The sequence below is a fragment of the Kitasatospora sp. NPDC030952 genome, from assembly GCF_055571335.1.
This window is the reverse complement of the sequence record NZ_JBVIFM010000025.1, coordinates 37,030-56,628: the sequence shown is the minus strand read 5'-3', so window position 1 is coordinate 56,628 and position 19,599 is coordinate 37,030. Positions and strand designations below refer to the sequence as shown.

Here is a 19,599-nt window from a genome sequence, read left to right as displayed (position 1 = left end):
TGGGAGTCAGCCGTGTCGGCTATCCCTGTCCGTTCCGTCGTGGAGACTCTCCGGGCGCACGCGGCTGAGCGTGCACATGTCATTGCCTACTCTGACCAGGCACGTAGTGTGACCTACGGAGAGCTGGAGGCGTCCACCGCGCGACTGGCCGGCCACATCGCCGAATTCGGAATCGCCCGGCTCGGGCGTGCTGTGGTGTGCCTGGGCAACCGGGTGGAAATGGTGGAGAGCTGCCTCGCGCTGACCCGCGCGGAGCTCGTCGTGGTCCCGGTCAATCCGCATGCGAGCGACCGCGAGCTCGCGCATATCCTGGGCGACTCCGAGGCCGCGCTCGTCGTCACCGAGGAATCGAACTTCGAGCGGATCCGCCGCCTGGAGGGCCTTCGGGACGACCTCCACTTCATCGTCGTGACGGACGATCAGAAAAGCCCCGGAGGGGGCGGATACGTCCACGACTACCGGCGAATGAGCGCAGACGAACCGAGCGCTCCGGCACCGGACGGTCTGCGGCCGGACGACATCGCCTGGATGCTGTACACCTCCGGAACGACGGGTGCCCCCAAGGGCGTTCTCTCCACCCAGCAGGCGGGCCTGTGGTCAGCCGTCAACGGCTACGCCGCCGTGCTGGACATCGGACCGGGCGACCGGCTGCTCTGGCCGCTGCCGCTGCACCACAGCTTCGCCTTCAACCTCTGCGTCCTCGGGGTGACGGCGGCCGGAGCGACCGCCCGGATCGCGGCCGACTTCGCCCCCGACGACATCGTCGCCGAACTCGGCGGCTCCTCCTACACCCTGATGGCCGCCGTGCCCACGATGTGCCACTACCTGCTGGACTCCGTCCCCGAGGGCGAACTCGACCTCAGTGGTCTGCGGGCCTTCCTGGTCGCCGGTGCGCTCACCAGCGCCGCCCTCGGCACCCGGTTCCGGGACACCTTCGGCGTCCAGCTGGTCGACAGCTACGGAAGCACCGAGACCACCGGCGTCATCACCTGCAACCCGCTCGGCGGCGACCGGGTGCCCGGCTCCTGCGGCCGGCCCGTCCCCGGTGTGACGGTCCGCATCACCGATCCGGAGACCGGCCTCGAAGTGCCCACCGGCCACGAGGGCGAGATCTGGGTCCGGAGCCCCAGTCTGATGACGGGTTACCACAACGATCCGCAGCGGACGGCCGAGGCCCTCCACCAGGGCTGGTACCGCACCGGTGACACGGGCCGCCAGGACGCCGAGGGCTTCGTGAGCATCACCGGGCGCCTCAAGGAACTCATCATCCGCGGCGGGGAGAACATGCACCCCGCCGAGATCGAGGACGCGATCCGCGCGAGCGCCGAACTCGCGGACGTCGCGGTCGTCGGCCGCGAGCACAGCCTGCTCGGCGAGGTGCCGGTCGCCTACCTCGTGCCGAAGCCCGGACACCCGCTGGCGGTGGCCGAGCTGGTCGCCCGGCTCCGCGACCGCCTCGCCTACTTCAAGGTCCCGGCGGAACTGCACCTCACCGACCGGATCCCGCGCACGCCGTCCGGGAAGACCGTCCGCCGACTCGTCGGCGCCGACGGTTCCCGGCTGCTGGCGAACACCGGGATCCACTACGGACGCCTGACCTTCCGTTCCCCCGAGTCCACAGGTTCCCCCGACTCCCCAGCGCTTCCAGCCTCTCTGTCGGTCTCCCTGCCGGCCTCCCTGCCGACGGACGACCGGAGCCCCGTGCACGGCAAGCCCGTCCTGCTGCTCGCCGACGCCGGCGCCACGGCGCGCGCAGAGGAGCTGGCGGTGCACCTCCGCTCCGCGCACGGCTGCGTCGAGACGGTGGTCGAGTGCTGCGAGCCCGGTGACGCCGAGTCACTGCGGCGCGCGACGGCGGGCCGGGACGGGCACGTCCTCGTCCTGCTGACCGGAGCCGAGGAGGCGGACCCCTTCGACGAGCTGGCCCGCGAACTCGCCGGTGCGGGAGAAACCGCGGTCTCGCTCGGCGCCGGGAACGAGGTCAGCGCGCAGGGCCTGCGCGACGCGCTGGACGCGGCACTGATCGAGAACGCGCCCGTGGTCCGGGCCTCGGCCGTCGACGTCCAGGCACCGCTCCGGGGTGTCGCGGCCGAGTCCGCCCCCGAGGTCCTCGCCCAGCTGCGCGCCCGACTGCGCGACGAGCTGCGTGGCCTGAGCGACCGCGAGGTCGAGCTCCGGCTGCTGGACCTGGTGGCCGCCGAGTGCGCCGCCGTCCTCGGCACCGCGGCAGCGGGCTCGCTCGACCCGCGCAAGCCCTTCCGCACGCTGGGCTTCGACTCCGTGGCGTCCGTCGCGCTGCGCGTCCGGCTCCAGAACGCGACCGGGCTGCGGCTGCCCGCCTCGCTCGCCTTCGACCACCCGACCCCGCGGGCCGTGGCCCGGTGCCTCCGTGACGGTCTGTTCGGTGCGGGAGAGGCGGGCCAGGTCGCGGTGACTGGGGCGGACGTGGTCGTGGACGACGGCGATCCGGTGGTGCTCGTGGGAATGGCCTGCCGGTACCCGGGTGGCGTGCGGTCGGCGGAGGACCTGTGGGACCTGGTCACGGCCGGTACGGACGCGGTGGGGCCCTTCCCGGCGGACCGGGGATGGGACCTGGCGGGGCTGTTCGACGAAGACCCGGACACGGCCGGAACCACGTACGCCTCGCAGGGCGGGTTCCTGGACGGAGTGGCCGAGTTCGACGCCGAGTTCTTCGGGATCTCGCCGCGCGAGGCCCTGGCCATGGACCCGCAGCAGCGACTGCTGCTCCAGACCTCCTGGGAGCTCTTCGAGCAGGCCGGCATCGACCCGGAAACGCTGCGCGGCAGCCGCACCGGCGTCTTCGCCGGGCAGATGTACCACGACTACGCGATCCGCCTCATCGAGGAGCCCGGAGTGGAGGGCTACCTGAGCACCGGCCTCGCGGGCAGCGTGCTCTCCGGGCGGCTCTCCTACTTCTACGGCTTCGAGGGTCCGGCGCTGACGGTGGACACCGCGTGTTCGTCGTCGCTTGTCGCGCTGCACCTGGCCGCGGACTCGCTGAGGCGGGGCGAGTGCTCGCTGGCTCTCGCGGGCGGCGTCGCGGTGATGTCGACGCCGACCTCGTTCGTCGACTTCTCCCGTCAGCGCGGGTTGTCGGTGGACGGGCGGTGCCGGGCGTTCGCGGCCGGTGCGGACGGTACGGGCTGGGGTGAGGGCGTTGGTCTGCTGCTGCTGGAGCGGCTCTCGGACGCGCGGCGCAACGGGCACCAGGTGCTGGCGGTGGTGCGGAGCACCGCGGTGAACCAGGACGGCGCCTCGAACGGCCTGTCGGCGCCGAACGGCCCTGCGCAGCAGCGGGTCATCCGGCAGGCCCTGGCCGGTGCACGGCTGGCGGCCGACGAGGTCGACGCGGTGGAGGCGCACGGTACGGGTACCTCGCTGGGGGATCCGATCGAGGCGCAGGCGTTGCTGGCCACGTACGGGCAGGGGCGGTCGGAGGACCGGCCGTTGTGGCTGGGGTCGGTGAAGTCGAACCTGGGGCACACCCAGGCGGCCGCCGGTGTGGCGGGTGTGATCAAGATGGTGCAGGCGATGCGGCACGGGGTGTTGCCGCGGACGCTGCACGTGGATGCGCCGTCGCCGCACGTGGACTGGTCGGCGGGTGAGGTCTCGCTGCTGGCCGAGGAGCGGGCGTGGCCGGAGACGGGGCGTCCGCGTCGTGCGGGGGTGTCCTCGTTCGGTATCAGCGGCACCAATGCGCACGTGATCCTCGAACAGGCGCCGCAGGGCGATGAGTCGGCTGCTCCGGGGGGCACGGGGGCGGTGCCGCCGGTCTCGGTGCTCTCCGCGCGCAACGAGGCCGCGCTCCGGGAGCAGGCCGCGCGACTGGCCGTCCGCGTCGCGGCGGACAGCTCGCTGAGCGTGACCGACGTGGGCTACTCCCTGGCGGCCACGCGGGCCGTGCTGGATCGGCGGGCGGCGGTGGTGGCGGCGGACCGTGAGGGGCTGCTGCGGGGGTTGGCGGCGCTGGCCGAGGGGCGTCAGGCCAAGGAGGTGGTGGAGTCCGTCGCTTCCGGTGGGAAGTTGGCGTTCCTGTTCACTGGTCAGGGGTCCCAGCGGCTGGGGATGGGCCGGGAGTTGTACGGGGCGTTCCCGGTGTTCGCGGGCGCGTTCGACGCGGTCTGCGCGGAGCTGGACAAGCACCTGGACGGTTCGGTCCGCGAGGTGGTGTTCGGCGACGACTCTGATGTCCTGAACCGGACGGTGTGGGCGCAGGCGGGGCTGTTCGCCCTGGAGGTGGCGCTGTTCCGCCTCCTGGAGTCGTGGGGTGTGGTGCCGGACTTCCTGCTGGGGCATTCGATCGGTGAGGTGGTGGCCGCGCATGTGGCGGGGGTGTTCTCGTTGGAGGACGCGGCCGCGCTGGTGGCGGCGCGTGGCCGGTTGATGCACGCGCTGCCTTCGGGTGGTGCGATGCTCGCGGTGGCGGTCACGCCCGAGACGGCTGGGGAACTGCTCACGGGCCGTGAGGGCCTGGTCGATGTCGCGGCTGTCAACGGCCCCCGATCGGTGGTCCTCTCGGGCGACGCCGAGGCGATCGCGACGATCGAGCAGGAGGCTTCGGCGGCCGGTCACCGGGTCAAGCGGCTGTCCGTGAGCCATGCCTTCCACTCGCCGCTGATGGAGCCGATGCTGGCCGAGTTCGGCGCGGTCGTGAGCGCTCTGTCGGCGGCCGAGCCGAGGATCCCGATCGTCTCCAAGGTCACCGGTGCCCTCGCCACGGCGGAGGAGTTGACCTCCGCCGACTACTGGGTGCGTCACGTCCGCCAGGCGGTCCTGTTCCGAGACGGCGTCCGCACCGCGGCCCAGCTGGGTGCGACCCGTTTCGTGGAGCTCGGCCCGGACGCCGTCCTGACCGCACTCGCCCAGGACTGCCTCACCGACACCGACACCGACGGACACGCCTTCGCCTCCCTCCTGCGCCGCGACCGCCCCGAGGGCCAGGCCCTCGCGGCCGCCCTCGGCGCCCTGCACTGCTGGGGCGTCACCGTCGACTGGCCCGCCTTGTACGAGGGTTCGGGCGCGCACCGCGTCGACCTGCCCACGTACCCCTTCCAGGCCGCCCGCTACTGGCCGGCGACGCCGATGAAGAGTGTGGCCGGAAGCCCGTCCGAGCCCGGCGACCTGCTCTACCGCGTCAGCTGGGAGCCGCTCGCGCAGGTCCCCGCGCCGGAGCCGTCCGGTACCTGGCTCCTGGTCACGGACACCGAGGACGCGCTCACCCAGGACTGCCTGACCATGCTCGACGGCACGGCCGCCCGGGTGCTCCGACTGTCCCTCTCCTCCGAGGCGGCGGACCGCACGGCCCTCGGCGCCGCCCTGGCCGAGCTGGCCGCCGAGGCCACGCCGACCGGCGTGTTCGCGCTGCTGCGCGGTGAGCTCGCCCCGCTGAACGCCGTGGCGCTGCTGCAGGCGCTCGGGGACACCGGTTCCGAGGCCCCCGTCTGGCTGGCGACCCGGGGTGCGGTCGGCGTCGGCGGACCGGACGCTCCGGTCAGCACCCGGCAGGCGCAGCTCTGGGGTCTCGGCCGGGTGGCCGCCCTGGAGGCGGCCGACACCTGGGGCGGGCTCGTCGACCTCCCGGAGCGGCTGGACGCCGAGGGCGCACGTCGCCTCTCCGCCCTGCTGCTGCGCGCGGTGGCCGAGGACGAGGTCGCCATCCGGCCCGAGGCGGCCTACGCCCGCCGCCTGGTCCGGGCGGACTGGGAGGAGCGGGCGGAACCGAACCGCTGGGCTCCCTCCGGGACCGTCCTCGTCACCGGGGGCACCGGCGCGCTCGGTGCCCATGTCGCCCGTCGCCTGGCCCGGGCCGGGGCGGAACACCTGATACTCACCAGCCGTCGGGGCCAGGAGGCCCCGGGCGCCGCCGAGTTGGCGGCCGAGCTGGCGGAGCTCGGGGCCAGGGTCACCATCGCCGCCTGCGACGTCAGTGACGGGGAGGCGGTGGCCGCACTGCTCGCCGCGATCCCGGCCGAGCACCCGCTGACCGCCGTGGTGCACACCGCCGGCGTCCTGGACGACGGCGTGCTCACCGCCCTGACCCCGGAACGCCTCCAGCGCGTGGTCGCCGCCAAGACGGACGGCGCCCTGCACCTGGACCGGCTGACCCGCGACCTGCCCCTCTCCGCCTTCGTGCTCTTCTCCTCGCTCGCCGGCGTGGTCGGCGCGGCCGGTCAGGCGAACTACGCCATGGCGAACGCGGCCCTGGACGCACTCGCCGAACAGCGCCGGCAGTCGGGACTCCCCGCCACCGCCGTCGCCTGGGGCGCCTGGGCGGGCGAGGGCATGGCCGCCACCGACGAGGTGGTGCGCGAGCGGATGCGCCGCACCGGCTTCCGCCCGATGCGTCCGGAGAGCGCGCTGCGCGTGCTCGACGGCGCGATCCAGTACGGCGAGACCGCTGTTCTCGCGGCGGACATCGACTGGGAGCGCTACGCCCAGGCGCACGGAGCGGCCGCTCGGCGCTCGCTGCTGCGCGCCCTGGTCGGCGCGGCCCCCGCGCCCGCCGCGCTCGCCGCCGAGCCGACCGGGCTCGCCGGGACCCTGGCGGGCCGTACTCCGGCCGAGCAGCGCTCCGCCCTGGCGGAGCTGATCCGCACGCACGCCGCCGACCTGCTGATGCACCGCTCCGCCGAGGACATCGACCCGCACAGGTCGTTCCGCGCGCTGGGCTTCGACTCGCTCGCCTCGGTGGAGCTGCGCAACCGGCTGGTCGCGACGACCGGGCTGCGGCTGCCGGCCTCGCTCGCCTTCGACTACCCGAGCCCGGCAGGACTGGCGGACTTCCTCCGCGACGAGCTGTTCGGCTCCGCCGAGGCGGCGCAGGCCCCGGTGGCGGGCACCGCGGTGGACGACGCCGATCCGGTGGTCGTCGTCGGCATGGCCTGCCGCTTCCCGGGTGGCGTGCGGTCGGCGGAGGACCTGTGGGCCCTGGTCCTGGCCGGTACGGACGCGGTGGGGCCCTTCCCGGAGGACCGGGGGTGGGACCTGGCGGGGCTGTTCGACGACGACCCGGGCGTTCCGGGGACGACGTACACCTCCGGAGGCGCGTTCCTGGACGGCGTCGCCGAGTTCGACGCCGGGTTCTTCGGGATCTCGCCGCGTGAGGCCCTGGCGATGGACCCGCAGCAGCGACTGCTGCTCCGGACCTCCTGGGAGCTGTTCGAGTCCGCGGGCGTCCTGCCGGGTGCCCTGCGCGGTAGCCGTACCGGTGTCTTCGTGGGCTCCAACGGCCAGGACTACACCGCGCTCGTCGCGCAGTCCGCGGAGGAGCTGGAGGGGTACCTCGGCACCGGTGGTGCGCTGAGCGTCGCCTCGGGGCGGCTCTCCTACTTCTACGGCTTCGAGGGTCCGGCGCTGACGGTGGACACCGCGTGTTCCTCGTCGCTGGTGGCCATGCACCTGGCCGCGGACTCGCTGCGGCGGGGAGAGTGCTCGCTGGCCCTCGCGGGCGGCGTCACCGTGATGTCGACGCCGGGTTCGTTCATCGACTTCTCCCGTCAGCGCGGGTTGTCGGCGGACGGGCGGTGCCGGGCGTTCGCGGCCGGTGCGGACGGTACGGGCTGGGGCGAGGGCGTTGGTCTGCTGCTGCTGGAGCGGCTCTCGGACGCGCGGCGCAACGGGCACCAGGTGCTGGCGGTGGTCCGGAGCACCGCGGTGAACCAGGACGGCGCCTCGAACGGCCTGTCGGCGCCGAACGGCCCTGCGCAGCAGCGGGTGATCCGGCAGGCCCTGGCCGGTGCACGGCTGGCGGCCGATGAGGTCGACGCGGTGGAGGCGCACGGTACGGGTACCTCGCTGGGGGATCCGATCGAGGCGCAGGCTCTGCTGGCCACGTACGGGCAGGGGCGCCCTGAGGACCGTCCGCTGTGGCTCGGCTCGGTGAAGTCCAACATCAGCCACACCCAGGCCGCGGCCGGTGTGGCGGGTGTGATCAAGATGGTGCAGGCGATGCGGCACGGGGTGCTGCCGCGGACGCTGCACGTGGATGCGCCGTCGCCGCACGTGGACTGGTCGGCCGGCGAGGTGCGCCTGTTGACGGAGCGCCGGGACTGGCCGGAGACGGGGCGTCCGCGTCGTGCGGGGGTGTCCTCGTTCGGCATCAGCGGCACCAACGCGCACGTGATCCTCGAACAGGCTCCGCAGGTCGAGGAGTTGACCGAGACGGCAGGTGCGATGCAGACCCCGGCGGTGCCGTGGATCCTCTCCGCGAAGACGCCCGAGGCGCTGCGCGCGCGGGCGGAGCAACTGCGCGAGCACCTCGCGGCCCGGCCCGAACTGGGCTCCGCTGCCGTCGGCCGTACGCTGGCGGTGGGCCTGACCACCTTCGAACACCGCGCTGCCGTCGTCGCGGACGACTGGGCGCAGGCGCTGGCCGCACTGGCGGAGGTGGAGACCCACGGCACGGCGCCCGGTGGGAAGTCGGCGTTCCTGTTCACCGGTCAGGGGTCCCAGCGGTTGGGCATGGGCCGGGAGTTGTACGGGGCGTTCCCGGTGTTCGCGGGCGCGTTCGACGCGGTCTGCGCGGAGTTGGACAGGCACCTGGACGGCTCGGTCCGGGACGTCGTGTTCGGCGCGGACGCGGAGCTGCTGAACCGGACGGTGTGGGCACAGGCGGGGTTGTTCGCGCTGGAGGTGGCGCTGTTCCAGCTGCTGGAGTCCTGGGGCGTGACGCCGGACCTGCTGCTGGGCCACTCGATAGGCGAGGTCGTCGCTGCCCATGTGGCGGGGGTGTTCTCGTTGAAGGACGCCGCCGCGCTGGTGGCCGCGCGTGGCCGGCTGATGCAGGCGCTGCCTTCGGGTGGCGCGATGCTCGCGGTGGCCGTCACGACTGAGACGGCCGCCGAACTCCTCGACGGCTTCACCGGCTTGGTCGATGTCGCGGCCGTCAACGGCCCCCGCTCGGTGGTCCTCTCGGGCAACGCGGAAGCGATCGAGACGATCGAGCAGGAGGCCTTGGCGGCCGGTCACCGGGCGAAGCGCCTGTCGGTCAGCCACGCCTTCCACTCGCCGCTGATGGAGCCGATGCTGGCCGAGTTCGACGCGGTCGTGAGCGCTCTGGCGGCGTCCGAGCCGAGGATCCCGATCGTCTCGAACGTGACCGGCGCGCTCGCCACGACGGAGGAGCTGACCTCCCCCGACTACTGGGTGCGTCACGTCCGCCAGGCGGTGCTGTTCCACAACGGCGTCCGCACCGCGGCCCGGCTCGGCGCGACCCGCTTCGTCGAGCTCGGCCCGGACGGCGTCCTGACCGCACTCGCCCAGGAGTGCCTCACCGACACCGACACCGACACCGACGGCCACGTCTTCGCCTCCCTCCTGCGCCGCGACCGCCCCGAGGGCCAGGCCCTCGCGGCCGCTCTCGGCGCGCTGCACTGCTGGGGCGTCACCGTCGACTGGCCCGCCTACTTCGGGCCCGTCACCGGCGCCACCGGCCTTCCCGGCTACCCCTTCCGGCCGGAGCGCTACTGGCCGCGCCCGCGTCCGGTCGGCGTGCCGCAGGGGCCGGATGCGCACCCCCTGATCGGCGGCGGCATCGCCCGCGCCGATTCGGAGGAGGTCCTGTACAGCTCGCGGCTGTCGGTCCGTACGCACCCCTGGCTGGCCGACCACGTGGTGAACGGCACGGCGATCCTGCCCGGTACGGCCTTCGTCGACATGGCGCTGCACGCCGGTCGCGCGGTGGGCAGCCCGACTCTCGGGGAACTGACCGTGCAGGCGCCGCTGCGGCTGTCCGGAGGCTCGGCGGTGGACGTCCAGGTGGCCGTCCGGCCGCTCGACGAGCCGGGCCGCCGGTCGGTGACCGTGTACGGCCGTCCGGTGGACTCGGACGGCGGCTGGACCACGCACGCGGCGGGTGTGCTCGTGGAGGAACACGGCGAGGAACCCGTCACCGACCTCACCTGGCCGCCCGTGGGCGCCGAGCCGGTCGCGGCCGAGGAGGCCTACGGCCGCGCCGTGGACATGGGCTTCGACTACGGTCCGGTCTTCCGGGGCCTGCGGGCCGCCTGGCGGCGTGGCGACGACGTCTTCGCGGAGGTGGCCCTCGCGGCGGCCTCCGAGCAGGAGCCGGAGCGCTTCGTCTTCCACCCCGCGCTGTTCGACGCCGCGCTGCACACGGGATTCGTCGATTCGCCCGGCTCGTCGGACGCGGCCGGTCGGCTGCCGTTCGTCTGGCAGGGTGTCACGGTGTACCGGCCCGGAGCGGCCGGGGCCCGGGTCCGGCTGCGCCGGATCGGCGAGGACGTACTCGCGCTCCACGTCACGGATCAGGCCGGCGGCACCGTCGCGGTGGTCGACTCGCTGACGCTGCGACGGGTCCGCCCCCAGGACCTCGCGGAGTCCGGGGCCGAGCTCCTGGCCCAGGTCCTGGAGCCGGTCGAGGACGCCGGGACCTTCGCCGGGTCCGTCGCGGTCCTCGGCGCGGACCCGGCGGGACTCACCCGCGCGCTCGACGGAAGCGGAGTCACCGCTGAGCACCACCAGGACCTGGCGGCCCTGGAGGACTCGTTCCTGCTGCCGGAGGCCGTCGTACGCTTCCTGGACCTGTCCGGTCCGCTGGGCACGGACGAGTCGGGCGAGCACGCGGTCGAGGCCGTCTGGCGGACCGCGACCCTGCTGCGGGAGTGGATCGACGGCGGCCTGTACGACGAAGCCCGCCTCACCCTGGTGGTGACCGGCGAACCGGGGACCACGTCCGGCGCCGTACGGGCGATGCTGCGCACCGCGCAGTCCGAGCACCCCGGCAAGTTCCAGGTCGTGGAGCTGGACGGCGACCCGAGGTCGCCGGCCGCGCTGGCCTCGGCCCTGGCCGTCCCGGCGCGTGAGGTGGTGCTGCGCGAAGGACGGTTGCTGACACCACGGCTCAGCCCCGCCGAACAAGCGGAGCCCGCCGAAGACGTCACGTCCGAGGCGGCCGACGGAGCCGTGCTGATCACCGGCGGCACCGGCGGTCTCGGCGCCGTCGTCGCCGAGCACCTGGTGCGCCGCCGGGGCGTGACGGACCTGGTCCTGCTCAGCAGGCGGGCGGACGACCCGGAGCACGCCGGACTCGCCGACACCCTGCGCGCGCTCGGGGCCCGGGTCACCCTCGCGGCCTGCGACGTCACCGACCGGTCCGCGCTCGCCGAGGTCGTCGCGGGCCTCGGCGAGGACCGGCCGCTCCGGGCCGTGTTCCACACGGCGGGTGTCGTCGACGACGGCGCGCTCGGCTCGCTCAGCCGTGAGCAGTTCGCCCGCGTCGTCCGGGTGAAGGCCGAGGGCGTGCTCGCCCTGCACGCCGTCACCGCCGGGCACGACCTGGACGCCTTCGTGCTCTTCTCGTCGGCGGCCGGCGTGCACGGCAGCCCGGCACAGGCCAACTACGCCGCGGCCAACGGCTTCCTGGACGCCTTCGCCGACCACCGCCGCTCGCTCGGCCTGCCGGCCCTCTCGCTGCAGTGGGGCCCGTGGGCGGAGGAGCGCGGCATGGCCGGTCGGATCGGTGCCGAGGCCATCGCCCGGATGGCCCGCCACGGCACGGTTCCGATGACCAACGAGGAGGCGCTGGCGCTGCTCGACCGCGCGCTGGACGGGCCCGGTGACCGGAACCTGGTCGCGGCCCGGCAGTCGCGGCGGGCGGACCGTCCGGCCACGCAGACCCCGGCGCCCCGGCGGGCGGGAACGGCCGGCGGGCCGTCACCGGCCGAGCGACTGGCCGAGCGCCTCGCGGCCGCCGACCCGGTCCAGCGCCGACGGCTGCTCACGGACCTCGTGACCGCGCAGACGGCGGTCGTGCTCGGGCACCGCGGCGGCGACCAGGTGCCGGGTGAGCGGTCCTTCCGCGAACTCGGCCTGGACTCGCTCGCGGCCGTCGAGCTGCGCAACCGGCTCGGCGCCGAGACCGGGCTCAAGCTCTCGCCCACGCTGGTCTTCGACTTCCCCACCCCCGCCGCGCTCGCCGGGCACCTCGACGAGGAGCTGGGCGAGAGCGAGGACGCCCCGGCGCAGCCGGTGATCCGCGGGCTCGACGAACTGGAGGCACAACTGCGCGCGGCCGCGCCGGACTCGGCGACCGGCCGGTACGCCGAGCAACGGCTGCGCGCCCTGCTGGCCCGACTGGGCGGCACCACGAAGAAGTCGGACGTCCATGACGACGTCACCGACGAGGAGCTGTTCGAAATCCTGGACGGGGAGATCGGGATCTGACCGGCCCCGCCGGTCGAAACCCTGAGGAACACTGATGGCCCATATCGCATTTTTCAGTGTGGCCGCCCACGGCCACGTATCGCCGACCTTCGGCATCGTCGCGGAGCTGGTCTCGCGCGGTCACCAGGTCACGTACTTCACCACGAAGGAGTTCGAGGAACGGCTCGTCCGGCTCGGCGCGACGGTGTGCCGCTACGACGTCGCCACCTCCTCCGGCCAGTCGCCGCGCGCCTTCGCCGAGAACGACCTGAGCGCGCTGCCGCTCTTCTTCCTGTACGGCAGCACGGACCGGATCGCGCTCGCCGAGCGGCAGTTCGCCGACCGGCGGCCCGACCTGGTCGTGTACGACAACACGGTGCCGTTCGTCGGCCGGGCGCTGGCGCGCCGCTGGGGCTGCCGCTCCGTGCAGTTCTTCCCCAGCATCGCCTCCAGCCGCGGCTTCGCCCTGATGGACGCGATGCTGGCCCGGACCGGCCGCTCCGCGGCCCACGAGGCCAACGGCGCCGAATTCGACCGCCGGCTCGGGGAGTTCCTGACCGCGGTGGGGCTCGGCGACACCGCCACCGAGGAGTTCATGGACTTCGAGGAGGAGCTCAACCTGGCCTTCCTGCCCCGGGCGTTCCAGCCCGAGCAGGCCGCGTTCGGCCCGCACTACCGCTTCGTCGGCCCGAGCCTCGGCGACCGGGCGGCGCAGGAACAGGCACAGGAACAGGCGCAGGAGCGGTGGCGGCGCGCCGAGGACGGCCGCCCGCTGGTCCTGGTCTCGCTCGGCACGGTGTTCAACCGGGCGACCGGGTTCTACCGCGGCTGCCTGGAGGCCTTCGAGGGCACCGAGTTCTCGGTGGTCATGTCGATCGGCGCGCAGACCGACCCCGCCGAGCTCGGCACGCTGCCGCCGAACGTCGAGGTGCACGCGAGCGTGCCCCAGCTGTCCGTGCTCGACGAGGCGTCCGCCTTCGTCACCCACGGCGGCATGGGCAGCACGATGGAGGCGCTGTCCTTCGGGACGCCCATGGTGGTGGTGCCGCAGATGGTCGAGCAGGAGATCATCGCCGACCGGGTCGCCGAGCTGGGCCTGGGCCTGCGGATCGACCCCTCGGCGGTGACCCCCGCCGGTCTGCGCGACGCGGTGCGCACGGTCAGCACCGACCCCGGGATCTCGGCCCGGATGGCCGGGATGCGCCGGCAGGTCCACGAGGCGGGCGGCGCCGTGGCCGCGGCGGAGGCGATCGAGCGGCACCTGGGCCGCACGGAAGGAGAGGTGGTGGCGGGATGAGCACTCCTGAGATCCTCATCGTCGGTGGGGGAGCGGTCGGTTCGCTGCTCGCCTGCGACCTGTTGCAGCAGGGCGTTCCGGTCCGGCTGATCGACAGCAAGCCCTCGCTGGAGGAGAGCGACCCGCACTCGCGGGCCGTGATGATCTGGCCGCGGGTGCTCGAACTCCTGGAGAAGACCGGCATCGCGGCGGAACTGGTCGCCCGTGGCCGCCCCGCGACCGACGTCAGCTTCTTCTCCCGCGGCCGCCGGCTCGGCACCGTCCCCATGCACGGCATGGACACCGCCTACCCGTTCGGGCTCGGCATCGTCCAGCGCGAGCTGGAGGACCTGCTCTGGGCGCGCCTCGCCGAACTCGGCGGCCGGGTCGAGTGCGGCACCGAGCTCCAGGCGCTCGACAACTCCGGGCCGCTGCCCCGGGCCGTCCTGCGCCACGCGGACGACACCCTGGAGGAGGCCGAGCCGCAGTGGCTGATCGGAGCCGACGGCGCCGGCAGTCCCACCCGCCGCCTGCTCGACATCCCGTACCCGGGCCTGCCGTTCCCGCTCGGCATCTCGCTCGGCGACTTCCCGATCAGCGGGCCGGCCGTGTCCGGCGTCGAGTACCACTACGGCGAGACCGGGATGCTGCCGCTGGTCCACCTGCCCGACGGGGTGTGCCGGCTGGCCACCGTGGTGCTGCCCGGCGAGCCGGACTGGTCCGACCGGCCGCTCGCCGACTGGCAGGAGATGGTCGAACAGCGCGCCAGCCTGCCGTACGAACTCGGTGAACCGCTGTGGAAGCGCACCTACTTCCCGCGGCCCGGCGTGGCCGAACGGTTCCGGGACGGGCGGGTGATCCTGGTCGGGGACGCCGCGCACAGCGTGGTGCCGCTCGGCGGACAGGGGCTCAACCTGGGCCTCCAGGACGCCGTCAACCTCGGCTGGAAGCTGGCCGGCGTGGTGCGCGACGGCTGGAGCGACGCCCTGCTCGACAGCTACGACCGGGAGCGCCGGCAGGCGGTGGAGCAGGTCCGCACCGTCATCCGCACCGAGATGGAGCTGTCGGCGCCGCAGACCCCCGAGGACGCCGCGCGCCGCGACGAGGCGGTCGTGGCCGCCGAGCGCTCCGGCTTCCTGCGGAAGGTGGCCGCCCCCCTGATGAGTCAGCTCGGACTGAGCTATGCTGAATCCGAAGAACCCTTGTGGCGCTCGCAGTTGAAGCGCCGACTGACCGTCGGCGACCGGGTGCCGTTCTTCCACGCCTCCCGCAGCGAGCCCGGCTCCCCGGTGCTCGACCGGAGCGCGCACACCGCCCTGCTGTGGCCGGGCGAGGGCCTCCCGGAGAACTGGACCGCCGTGACCGAGCGGGCCCGCGCCGCGTTCGGCGAGCGGACCGCCGTGCACGACCTCGCCCGGCTCACCGACGACGGACGCGCCCGGCTGCGGGCCGGCTTCGGCCCGCTCCCGCTGATCGCCCTGGTGCGCCCCGACGGCCACCTCGCCCGGCTCGTCCCGGCCGACCGGCCACAGGAATGCCTTGACCACCTGGACCGGCTCACCGGCCACTCCACCCCTCCAGCGCGAAGTGAATGAGACCGTGCGGACGCTGCTGATAGACAACTACGACTCGTACACCTACAACCTGTTCCACCTCCTCGGGCAGGTGAACGGCGAGGAGCCCGTCGTCGTCACCAACGACGCGGCCGAACTCCCCGACCTGGAGGGGTTCGACAACATCGTGATCTCCCCCGGCCCGGGCCACCCGGCCCGCGCCCGCGACTTCGGCATCTCGCTCGACGTGCTGCGCCGGGCGAGCGCCCCGGTGCTCGGCGTCTGCCTCGGCCACCAGGGCCTCGCGGTGTCCGAGGGCGGCCGGGTGGTGCCGGCGCCGGAGGCCCGCCACGGGCACGTCGAGCGGGTGACCCACCAGGGCGACGCGTTCTTCGCCGGGATCCCCCGGGAGTTCGGCGCCGTGCGCTACCACTCGCTGTGCGTCGCCGAGCCGCTGCCGGAGGACCTCGAAGCCATCGCCCGGGCCGAGGACGGCGTGATCATGGCGCTGCGGCACCGGCGGCTGCCCCGCTGGGGCGTGCAGTTCCACCCGGAGTCCATCGAGACCGAGCACGGGCTGCGGATGATGGCCAACTTCCGCGACCTCACCACGGCGGCCGGGGGGCGCCGCTCCTTCGCCGCGCCGTCCGTCGGGCCGTCCGTCGGGCCGTCCGCCGCGCCGTCGGCATCCGTCCACGAGCAGGCCCCGGCAGGGCAGCAGCGGTACCACGTCCAGGTCCGCGAGCTGGACCGGGCCGTCGACACCGAGGCGGCGTTCGAGGCGCTCTACTCCGGCTCCACCAACGCCTTCTGGCTCGACAGCGCCCGGGTGGAGCGGGGCCTGTCCCGGTTCTCCTTCCTCGGGGACGCCGCCGGCCCGCTCGCCGAGACGGTGCGCTACCGCGTCGACGAGCGCGCCGTCGTGGTCGACGGGCCGGCCGCCCCGGCCGCCCCGGCCGTGCACGCCGGGACCGTCTTCGACTACCTCCAGCGGGAGTCGGAGCGCCGGGTGGTGGACGCGCCGCCACTGCCCTTCGACTTCACCGGCGGGTACGTCGGCTACTTCGGCTACGAGCTCAAGGCCGACTGCGGCTCCAAGAACCGCCACACCGCCGAAACCCCGGACGCCGTCTGGCTGTTCGCCGACCGGTTCCTCGCCGTCGACCACGAGCAGGACCGCACCTACCTGCTGGCGCTCTCCACCGACGGGACCACCCGGGCGGCGGCGCAGACCTGGCTCGCCGGGACCGCGGAGACGCTGGAGGGCCTCCGGAGCCTCCCCGAGCCCGCCGCCGCCCCCGCCGCCCCCGTCGAGCCGTACCTCGCCAAGCAGCGCGCGGACTACGTCGCGGACGTCAAGGCCAGCCAGGAGTACCTGCTCCAGGGCGAGAGCTACGAGATCTGCCTCACCAACGTGGCCGAGGTGCCGGCGACCGACGGCGGCTGGGAGACCTACCGCCGGCTGCGCCGGCTCAACCCGGCCCCGTACGCCGCCTACCTGCACCTCGACGGCATCGACGTGGCCTGCTCCTCGCCCGAGCGCTTCCTGAAGATCACCGCCGACCGGGTGGCCGAGGCCAAGCCCATCAAGGGAACCGCCCCCCGCGGCGCCACCCCGGCCGAGGACGAGGCCGCCCGCGCGGAGCTCGTCTCCAGCGCCAAGACCCGCGCCGAGAACCTGATGATCGTCGACCTGCTGCGCAACGACCTCGGACGGGTCTGCGAACTCGGCAGCGTCGAGGTCCCGGTCCTGATGGCGGCCGAGAGCTACGCCACCGTCCACCAGCTGGTGTCCACCATCCGCGGCACGCTCAAGGCGGACGCCGACACCATGGACTGCGTGCGCGCCTGCTTCCCCGGCGGCTCGATGACCGGCGCGCCCAAGCTGCGCACCCTGGACATCATCGAGTCCCTGGAGCAGCGGGCCCGCGGCATCTACTCCGGCTCCATCGGCTACCTCGCCTGCAACGGCAGCGCCGACCTCAACATCGTCATCCGCACGATGGTCCGCACCGGTGAGCACTGGCAGTTGGGCGCGGGCGGGGCCATCGTCCTCGACTCCGACCCCGACGAGGAGTACGACGAGATGCTCCTCAAGGCCAGCGCGCCCGCCCGCGCCCTGCGCGCCCCCCGGCCCCGGGTCACCGTGCCGGCCGCCGCCCCCGCCGACACCAACGGAAGTGAACTCGCATGACCACGCAAGCGCCCGTCGACGTCCACGCCCTGATCGCCGAGATGACCCTGGAGGAGAAGCTCTCCTTCGTCCACGGCGCCGATGACCCCGAGAAGCTCGGCCAGTCCGGCTACATCCCGGGCGTCCCGCGGCTCGGCATCCCGCCGCTGCGGATGACCGACGGCCCCGCCGGGGTGCGGATGAAGCGCAAGACCACCACCGCGCTGCCCGCACCGATCGCGCTCTCCTGCGCCTTCGACGACGAACTCGCCGCCCGCTACGGTGAGTTCCTCGGCCACGAGGCCCTCGCGAAGCGCCAGGACGTCCTCATCGGCCCCATGCTCAACGTGCTGCGCCAGCCGTACGGCGGTCGCAACTTCGAGCTGTACGGCGAGGACCCGCTGCTGGTCACCGCGATCGGCACGGCCGTGACGGTCGGCATCCAGTCGCAGGGCGTCATCGCCATGCCGAAGCACTTCGTGGCGAACAACCAGGAGGAGAACCGGATGGTCGTCGACGTGCGCGTCGACGAGCGGACCCTCCGGGAGATCGAACTCCCCGCCTTCCAGTCGGTGGTGGAAGCCGGCGCCGGTGCCCTGATGGGCGCCACCAACAGCGTCAACGGTGACTTCAGCTGCCAGAACGCGCCGCTGCTCGACACCCTGCTGCGCGAGGAGTGGGGCTTCGAGGGCTGGGTGATGTCCGACTGGGACGCCGTGCACGACACCGCGGCCATCGAGCGCGGGCTCGACCAGGAGATGCCCGACGGCAAGCACCTCGGCGCACCGCTGGCCGAGGCGATCGCCGAGGGCCGGATCGACGAGAAGGTCCTCGACCGCTCCGTCGCCCGCATCCTCGGCCAGATGGCCCGCTTCGGCCTGCTCGACCCCGCCGGGCGCCCCGCCGTCGAGCGGGACGCGGAGCGCGGCCGCGCCCTGGCCCTGGAGGTCGCCCAGGCCGGTTCCGTGCTGCTGCACAACCCGCGCGGCGTCCTGCCGCTGAGCGAGGACCGGCTCCGCGAGAAGGGCCTCGCGGTCATCGGGCTGGCCGCGGCGGTGCCCAAGACCGCCGGTGTCGGCAGCGCGCTGGTCGTGCCCGAGGCCGCCGCCACCCCCCTGGACGTGCTGCGCGAGCGCCTCGGCGAGGACCGGGTCGAGTTCCGCGTCGGTGAGGACCCGGCCGGCCGCCCGATCCCGGAGTCGGCGCTGCAGCCGCCGTTCCGCGAGGGCGAGGTGCCCGCGGGCCCCTCCACCGAGCCGAACTACTTCTACGAGGGCCGGCTCACCATCGAGACGCCCGGCCGCTACCGCATCGCCGTCACCGCGCTCGGCGGCTACGCGGCGATCGACCTGGAGGGCCACCCGAGGGTCTTCGCCGGCAGCTCCTTCGGCGACACCGCGGGCATGACCCTCGACCTGGAACCGGGCAGCTACAAGCTGGTGCTGTCGGCCCTGCCGGTGCCGAGCAACCCGGTCAAGCTGACCCTCGGCTGGGTCACCCCGCAGCAGGCCCGCACCGACATCGAGGAGGCGGCGGAGGCGGCCCGCGACGCCGAGGCCGCGCTGGTCTTCGTCTACGACGAGCTCGCCGAGCTGATCGACCGTCCGGAACTCGGACTGCCCGGCCTCCAGGACGAGCTCGTCACCGCGGTGGCGAAGGCCAACCCGAACACCGTCGTCGTCCTGAACACCGGTTCGTCCGTGCCGATGCCCTGGCGGGACCTCGTCGCCGGCGTCCTGGACGTCTGGTACCCGGGCGAGATGGGCGCCGAGGCGACCGACGCCCTGCTGTTCGGCGACGTCAACCCGAGCGGCAAGCTCACCCAGACCTTCCCGGTGGACGCCGACCACACCTCCGTCTCCGGCGACCCGCTGCGCTACCCGGGCGCCGACGGCCGCGTCGAGTACAGCGAGGGCCTGTTCGTCGGCTACCGCTGGCACGACCAGCACGGCGACCGGCCGCTCTTCCCGTTCGGCCACGGCCTCAGCTACACCACCTTCGCGTACGAGGACCTCGAACTGACCGCCGAGGGCCGCACGCTGCGGGTCGCGTTCACCATCCGCAACACCGGTGAGCGGGCCGGGCGCGAGATCGCCCAGGTCTACCTCGGTGCCGCCCCCGAGACCGGCGTCGACCAGGCGCCCAGGGCCCTCGCCGGATACACCTCCGCCCGGCTGGAGCCGGGCGAGTCGGCCCGGGTGGAGGTCGAGCTGGCCGCCCGGTGCTTCGAGCACTGGGACACCGACGCCCGCGCCTGGACCGTCGGCGCCGGCCCGCGCTCCGTCCAGGTCGGCGCCTCCTCGGCGGACGTCCGGCTCACCGCCGAGGTGCGGGTCGCGGCCTCGGGCGAGGTCGGACGGTGACCTCGCCGACCTCACCGGGGACCTCACCGGGGGCCTCGCCGGGGGCCTCAC

Annotated in this window: 5 protein-coding genes; all 5 read left to right on the top strand. The window is 73.8% G+C overall.

Going from position 1 to position 19,599, the window contains the following annotated elements; all coding sequences use genetic code 11:
- Positions 1-12: 12 nt before the first annotated feature.
- Genes ACZ47G_RS32580 through ACZ47G_RS32560 form a run of 5 tightly spaced genes read left to right on the top strand, consistent with a single transcriptional unit; the run spans position 13 to position 19,548 of the window.
- Positions 13-12,204, top strand: coding sequence for an SDR family NAD(P)-dependent oxidoreductase (locus tag ACZ47G_RS32580; protein ID WP_465748918.1), 12,192 nt, complete (start codon positions 13-15; stop codon positions 12,202-12,204).
- 34 nt (positions 12,205-12,238) lie between these two features.
- A complete protein-coding gene (locus ACZ47G_RS32575; protein WP_465748916.1) occupies positions 12,239-13,480 on the top strand; it encodes a macrolide family glycosyltransferase in 1,242 nt (413 codons plus the stop codon).
- Positions 13,477-15,054 (top strand): FAD-dependent oxidoreductase, encoded by a 1,578-nt coding sequence (locus tag ACZ47G_RS32570; protein WP_465748914.1) that lies wholly within the window; start codon positions 13,477-13,479, stop codon positions 15,052-15,054. Before ACZ47G_RS32575 ends, ACZ47G_RS32570 begins: the two co-directional genes overlap by 4 nt.
- Positions 15,047-17,206: an aminodeoxychorismate synthase gene (pabB, locus tag ACZ47G_RS32565; RefSeq protein WP_465748912.1), complete on the top strand. Its 2,160-nt coding sequence runs from the start codon at positions 15,047-15,049 to the stop codon at positions 17,204-17,206. The genes ACZ47G_RS32570 and pabB overlap by 8 nt, the downstream gene beginning before the upstream one ends.
- A complete protein-coding gene (locus tag ACZ47G_RS32560; protein ID WP_465748910.1) occupies positions 17,203-19,548 on the top strand; it encodes a glycoside hydrolase family 3 protein in 2,346 nt (781 codons plus the stop codon). Before pabB ends, ACZ47G_RS32560 begins: the two co-directional genes overlap by 4 nt.
- Positions 19,549-19,599 lie beyond the last annotated feature (51 nt).